Raw genomic sequence first — 7098 nt, 5'->3', positions numbered from 1 at the left:
GCTCACCGCGCCGACGCTCACGCCACCGATCGTGCCGGCCGTGTCCTTGCCGTCCAGGTACGCCGCCGGCACCGTGCCCTCGTTCACCGTGTAGGTGCCCGGGCGAAGGTTGTCGAACTTGTAGCTGCCGTCGGCCAGCGTCGTGGTCGTCAGCGTCACGCTGGCGCCCAGGTCGTCCGTGCCCGTCAGCGTGATCGTCACGCCCGCGATGCCCGTGTCGCCGCTGCGCGAACCGTCGTCGTTCGCGTCGAAGAACACGTGGCCCGCCAGGCTCGCCGGCTTGACCTCACCGAAGTTGTTCGCCGTGCTGCTCTGGCCCGCGCCCAGCGTCACCGCGATGGTGTCGTTGGTCGTCACGCTCGCACCGTTGGTGCCCGCCGTGTCGCGGCCATCCAGGTAGCCCGCCGGCGTCGTCTCCGTCACCGTGTAGCTGCCCGGGCGCAGACCCTCGAAGCTGTAGTTGCCGTTCGCGTCGGTGGTCACCGACACGTTCACCGGCTGGTTGCGGTCGTCCGTGCCCGTCAGCGTCACCGTCGCGCCGGCAATGCCCTGGTCCGCGCTGTTGATCAGCCCGTCGTTGTTCGTGTCGTGGTAGACCGTGCCCTTGACCGACCCCGGCGCAATCTCGCCGAAGTTGTTCTCGATGCTCGCCTCGCCCGACTTCAGCGTGATCGCGCTGATCTGGTCGTTGCTCACCGCGCCGACGCTCACGCCACCGATCGTGCCGGCCGTGTCCTTGCCGTCCAGGTACGCCGCCGGCACCGTGCCCTCGTTCACCGCGTAGGTGCCCGGGCGCAGGTTGTCGAACTGGTAGCTGCCGTCGGCCAGCGTCGTGGTCGTCAGCGTCACGCTGGCGCCCAGGTCGTCCGTGCCCGTCAGCGTGATCGTCACGCCGCCAATGCCCGTGTCGCCACTGCGCGAACCGTCGTCGTTCGCGTCGAAGAACACATGGCCCGCCAGGCTCGCCGGCTTGACCTCACCGAAGTTGTTCGCCGTGCTGCTCTGGCCCGCGCCCAGCGTCACCGCGATGGTGTCGTTGGTCGTCACGCTCGCACCGTTGGTGCCCGCCGTGTCGCGGCCATCCAGGTAGCCCGCCGGCGTCGTCTCCGTCACCGTGTAGCTGCCCGGGCGCAGACCCTCGAAGCTGTAGTTGCCGTTCGCGTCGGTGGTCACCGACACGCTCACCGGCTGGTTGCGGTCGTCCGTGCCCGTCAGCGTCACCGTCGCGCCAGCAATGCCCTGGTCCGCGCTGTTGATCAGCCCGTCGTTGTTCGTGTCGTGGTAGACCGTGCCCTTGACCGACCCCGGCGCAATCTCGCCGAAGTTGTTCTCGATGCTCGCGTCACCCGACTTCAGCGTGATCGCGCTGATCTGGTCGTTGCTCACCGCGCCGACGCTCACGCCACCGATCGTGCCGGCCGTGTCCTTGCCGTCCAGGTACGCCGCCGGCACCGTGCCCTCGTTCACCGTGTAGGTGCCAGGGCGCAGGTTGTCGAACTGGTAGCTGCCGTCGGCCAGCGTCGTGGTCGTCAGCGTCACGCTGGCGCCCAGGTCGTCCGTGCCCGTCAGCGTGATCGTCACGCCGCCAATGCCCGTGTCGCCGCTGCGCGAACCGTCGTCGTTCGCGTCGAAGAACACATGGCCCGCCAGGCTCGCCGGCTTGACCTCACCGAAGTTGTTCGCCGTGCTGCTCTGGCCCGCGCCCAGCGTCACCGCGATGGTGTCGTTGGTCGTCACGCTCGCACCGTTGGTGCCCGCCGTGTCGCGGCCATCCAGGTAGCCCGCCGGCGTCGTCTCCGTCACCGTGTAGCTGCCCGGGCGCAGACCCTCGAAGCTGTAGTTGCCGTTCGCGTCGGTGGTCACCGACACGCTCACCGGCTGGTTGCGGTCGTCCGTGCCCGTCAGCGTCACCGTCGCGCCAGCAATGCCCTGGTCCGCGCTGTTGATCAGCCCGTCGTTGTTCGTGTCGTGGTAAACCGTGCCGCTGATGGCGCCCGGTAGCACCTTGGCAAGCAAACCGACGTCAAGCGACTGATTGCTGCCGCCGGCCGCCAAACTGATAATTCCAGTCAAACCAGCCGCATCGGCATCGCTGTCAACGCTGTCTTGACCGTTCCCCGACACGTCCTTGACTGTGAAGTTGTAGGCCGGTGCGACGCATTTGACTTGGTAGTTGCCAGCCTTCAACCCGGTGAACTGGTAGTAGCCATGTTCAACCGTAGCCGTACTGTAGTCATCACCGGTCAGGGTGCTCGCGATCAGGTTGCCACTGCCGTCGTAAAGTTCGACGATCACCCGGTCCACACCGGCCTCGCCGACGTCCTGCACGCCATTGGCATTGCCATCGGCCCAGACGAAGTTGCCGATCTTTCCGCTCTGCAGTTGGACGATCAACGGCTGAACGTCACCAGCGGGGTCAATTACCTCGGTGAAATAGGCATCGGACGGAACAACACCATTGCCACTGGCTACCGCGGCCTGCGAGGCAGCCAGCAAGTACTCCACATCGACAGTGCTGACGACCTGACGGTTGTTGTCGCTCAGGAATCGATCAAGTCCCGCGCTCTCGATTTGGGCGTCTGTGAACCCGACGATCTTCCAGATCGCCATCTGTACTTCACCGAAGTTGAACTGCCCGGCGAACTTTGCGTCTGACGTGAAGTTTTGAGCGAGCAGCCAGTTCAACCGATCAACCTGACCCTGAGACAAACTGCCGAACCCGATGGGCGTGAACGCCACGCCCGAATTGCCAGCGCTATTGGTAGCGCTGTAAGCCGTATTCACTGAAATATCAAGAATCGGATTCAGGCAATATGCATCATATCGACCATTGACCAAGACCGGGTCCGTGCTACCCGTCACCACCATATCCAGGAAACTCGGCGCACCCAAGTCGGGTTGCTGACCGTAAGCGGTACCAGAAGTGTTGGTGGCCGACGAAGAAACTCGGATAGTGAATGTGGTCATAAGTCGTGCCTACCTCTGCAGTACTAAAATTTGGCCAGTGAAGCGAGCGATTTCAGATCCACCCGACCAAGGCCGATCGGGTGAATGCAACATTGCCAAAAGACTGCGCGATACCGAAATCACGCCAATCCTCATGGCCAAAGGCGCGGTATTAAAAGGGGTGCGCAAGCCCTGATGGAGATTTACCTGCGCCTCAACGCAGGTCAGACTTTCACGGGGCCATGCTTCCCGCCTTACCCAAAGCGGACAAAGGCGCGTCCCATACCGTGAATGGACGAGAAGCCGCGGGCCAGTCAAAGCCCGCGGATCCGATCACTTCTTGCTACCGCGAGAGGCAACGACCAAGGCGCCAACGGCCAAACCCACGAGGGCGATCGATCCCGGTTCCGGCACCAGGTTCGGGCCAGCCATAGCCACGCCAACGGTTGCGAACGAACCAAGCGCAACGGCGCCAACAAACTTCAGAATCGATTTCATGATCACTCCAACCAAAGAGAACAACAACTTTGCGCCCGACTCGGCAGTCGTGCGCTCGTTCACACTTCCGCACGAACCTTCATTTTCAGCAAATCTTGTGCCATCTGACATGGCCCGTCGCAAGATCAACCACTTAGGCATCGGAACAAGAACTCCCGACAAGCGATCGTCAAGTTTTCCGACGTGCCACCGGAGCTCGGCCCTTGCAGCAACCCGCGCGACACCTGCAGACACATGCAGCAACCGCCCGGCATGCTGCCCGACGCCGAAGATCAATAGGCGACGGCCTCGCCCCGCAACACCCGCTACCGTGAAACCCTGCCGTGCAAAATCTGCAAAAGCACTGGATTCGAGGAGCTTCTCGTCCAGCGACGGCGACATGCACTTGACGCCGCGGACGGCACAGCCCCCACCCAGCCGCGCCAGCCTGCCCGACGGGCACCACGCGGCCCCCCGAGCAGGCGCCCGCACAGGCACCCGTACAATCGCCCGATGGGCGACGCCAAGCATCGGACGAACTGCGGCCACGCATCCACGCGCCGCCAGCTGACGCGCGACCGAATTCGACGCACCGCGACGATCTAGGTGCCACCTGCGCCAGGTGCGGCAGCCCGCGCGGGCCGCCGCCAACAGACGGTCTTCGACCTCTGTGTGCGCCCCCCCCCCTTGAATTCAAGCCTTCTCGCGCCGCCGCTCGGCGCCCGCCGCCATGACCGACTCCACCACCCCGGACTACCGCGCCACCCTGAACCTGCCCGACACCCCGTTCCCGATGCGCGGCGACCTGCCCAAGCGCGAGCCGGGCTGGGTGAAGCAGTGGAACGACGACGGCCTGTACCAGCGGCTGCGCGATGCACGCTGCAACGCCCCCAAGTTCATCCTGCACGACGGCCCGCCCTACGCCAACGGCCAGATCCACATGGGTCACGCCGTCAACAAGGTGCTCAAGGACATGATCGTCAAGGCGCGGCAGCTGGCCGGCTTCGACGCCCAGTACGTGCCGGGCTGGGACTGCCACGGCCTGCCGATCGAGAACGCGATCGAGAAGAAGCATGGCCGCACGCTCAGCCGTGACGACATGCAGGCCAAGAGCCGCGCCTACGCCACCGAGCAAATCGCCCAGCAGATGGTGGATTTCCAGCGCCTGGGGGTTTTGGGCGACTGGAAGAAACCTTATCGCACGATGGATTTCGCCAACGAGGCCGGTGAAATCCGCGCCTTCAAGCGCGTGATCGAGCGGGGTTTTGTCTACCGGGGTTTGAAGCCGGTTTACTGGTGTTTTGATTGCGGCTCGTCGCTGGCCGAGTTCGAAATTGAATATGCCGACAAGAAAAGCCAGACGCTGGACGTGGCATTCCCGTCGGCCGAGCCCGAGAAACTCGCGGCCGCATTTGGCCTGAACAAACTCGACAAACCCGCTTTCGTGGTCATCTGGACCACCACGGCATGGACCATTCCGGCCAACCAGGCGCTGAACCTGAACCCGGTGCTGGAATATGCGCTGGTCGACACCGACAAGGGTTTGCTGGTGCTCGCTGCCAGCCTGGTGGAAAAGTGCCTGGCACGCTACGGCATCGCCGGCACGGTGCTGGCCACCACGCTGGGCGAGAAGCTGGGCGGCTTGAACTTCCGCCACCCGCTGGCCCATGTGGACGCCGGCTACGACCGCCTGAGCCCGGTCTACCTGGCCGAGTACGCCACCGCCGACGACGGCACCGGCATCGTGCACTCGTCGCCGGCCTACGGTGTGGACGACTTCAACTCCTGCCGCGCCCACGGCATGGGCGTGGACGACATCCTGAACCCGGTCGGCGGCAATGGCGTGTACGCGGCCGACTTCCCGCTGTTCGGTGGCCAGCAGATCTGGAAGGCCGTGCCGGTCATCCTGGAGGCGCTGAAGAACGCCGGCCATCTGATGGCCACCGAGACCATCAGCCACAGCTACCCGCACTGCTGGCGCCACAAGAGCCCGGTGATCTACCGTGCAGCGGCCCAGTGGTTCGTGCGCATGGACGAGGGCGAGGGTGTGTTCACCAAGGACAAGGCGCCCAAGACGCTGCGCCAGATGGCGCTGGACGCCATCGACCACACGAGCTTCTACCCCGAGAACGGCAAGGCCCGCCTGCGCGACATGATCGCCAACCGGCCCGATTGGTGCATCAGCCGCCAGCGCAGCTGGGGCGTGCCGGTGCCCTTCTTCCTGCACAAGGAGACGGGCGAGCTGCACCCCGACACCATGGCCATCCTGGACCGAGCGGCCAGCATCGTCGAGGAAGGCGGCATTGAGGCCTGGAGCCGCGCCACGGTGGAAGACATCCTCGGCGCCACCGATGCGCCGCACTACACCAAGAGCAGCGACATCCTGGAGGTGTGGTTCGACTCGGGCAGCACGTTCTGGCATGTGCTGCGCGGCACGCATGCCAACACCGGCGGCAGCCTGGGCCACCACGACGTGGGCCCCGAGGCCGACCTGTACCTGGAAGGCCATGACCAGCACCGCGGCTGGTTCCACAGCTCGCTGCTGCTGGCCTGCGCCATCTACGGCCGCGCGCCCTACCGCGGCCTGCTGACCCACGGCTTCACCGTGGACAGCCAGGGCCGCAAGATGAGCAAGAGCCTGGGCAACGGCATCGAGCCGCAGGCCGTGAGCCAGAAGCTGGGCGGCGAGATCATCCGCCTGTGGGTGGCGGCGTCCGACTACTCGGGCGACATCGCCGGCGACGACAAGATCCTGGCCCGCGTGGTGGATGCCTACCGCCGCATCCGCAACACGCTGCGCTTCCTGCTGGCCAATGTGAGCGACTTCGACCCGGCCACCGATGCGGTGCCGGCCGCGCAGATGCTGGAGATCGACCGCTTTGCGCTGGCGCGCGCGGCCGAGTTCCAGGCCGAGATCCTGAAGCACTACGAGGTGTACGAGTTCCACCCGGTCGTGTCCAAGCTGCAGGTGTACTGCTCGGAAGACCTGGGCGCGTTCTACCTGGATGTGCTGAAGGACCGCCTCTACACCACCGCGCCCAAGAGCCTGGCACGCCGCAGCGCGCAAACCGCGCTGTGGCAGATCACGCACGCCATGCTGCGCTGGATGGCGCCGTTCTGCAGCTTCACCGCCGAAGAAGCCTGGGCCATCTTCGCGCCGGGCCAGGGCAGCATCTTCCTGCAGACCTATTGGAACTTCGCCGACGTGGGCGCCACGCCCGACGCCGCACTGCTGGCCAAGTGGGCCGCCGTGCGCGAGGTGCGCGATGCGGTGAACAAGGCCATCGAGGCCGTGCGCACCGAGGGCGGCGTGGGTTCGTCGCTGCAGGCCAACGTGACCGTGGCCGCACCGCCGGAAACCCACGGCCTGCTGGCCAGCCTGGGCGAGGACCTGAAGTTCGTGTTCATCACCTCGGTGGCCCAGCTGGCCAAAGCGCCGGAACTGGCCATCACCGTGACGCCCAGCAACGCCCAGAAGTGCGAGCGCTGCTGGCACTGGCGCGACGATGTGGGCCACGACAGCGCCCACCCCACGCTGTGCGGCCGCTGCACCAGCAACCTGCATGGCGAGGGCGAGGTGCGCACGGTGGCGTGATGCCGGCCTTGCGCCAATGAACAAGGGCCACCCTCGGGTGGCCCTTTTGCATGGGATCGGCGACAGCGGGCTGAGCGCCG

At 65.4% G+C, this 7098-nt stretch carries 3 protein-coding genes; 1 reads left to right on the top strand and 2 read right to left on the bottom strand.

Annotation, left to right across the window (positions count from 1 at the left end; translation table 11 throughout):
* The coding region (locus AACH10_RS25100; protein WP_341413280.1) for an SdrD B-like domain-containing protein at positions 1-2967 on the bottom strand (2967 nt) is incomplete at its 3' end.
* Between the two features lie 312 nt (positions 2968-3279).
* Complete coding sequence (locus AACH10_RS25095; protein ID WP_341413279.1) at positions 3280-3825, bottom strand: PEP-CTERM sorting domain-containing protein; 546 nt, start codon at positions 3823-3825, stop codon at positions 3280-3282.
* A 328-nt stretch (positions 3826-4153) separates the two neighbouring features.
* Here AACH10_RS25095 and ileS point away from each other — a divergent pair, with 328 nt between their 5' ends.
* Positions 4154-7018: an isoleucine--tRNA ligase gene (ileS, locus tag AACH10_RS25090; RefSeq protein ID WP_341413278.1), complete on the top strand. Its 2865-nt coding sequence runs from the start codon at positions 4154-4156 to the stop codon at positions 7016-7018.
* Positions 7019-7098: the final 80 nt, after the last annotated feature.

It is taken from the genome of Pseudaquabacterium inlustre (assembly GCF_038066595.1).
Classification (GTDB): domain Bacteria; phylum Pseudomonadota; class Gammaproteobacteria; order Burkholderiales; family Burkholderiaceae_C; genus Pseudaquabacterium; species Pseudaquabacterium inlustre.
This window is presented reverse-complemented; position numbering and strand designations above follow the sequence as displayed.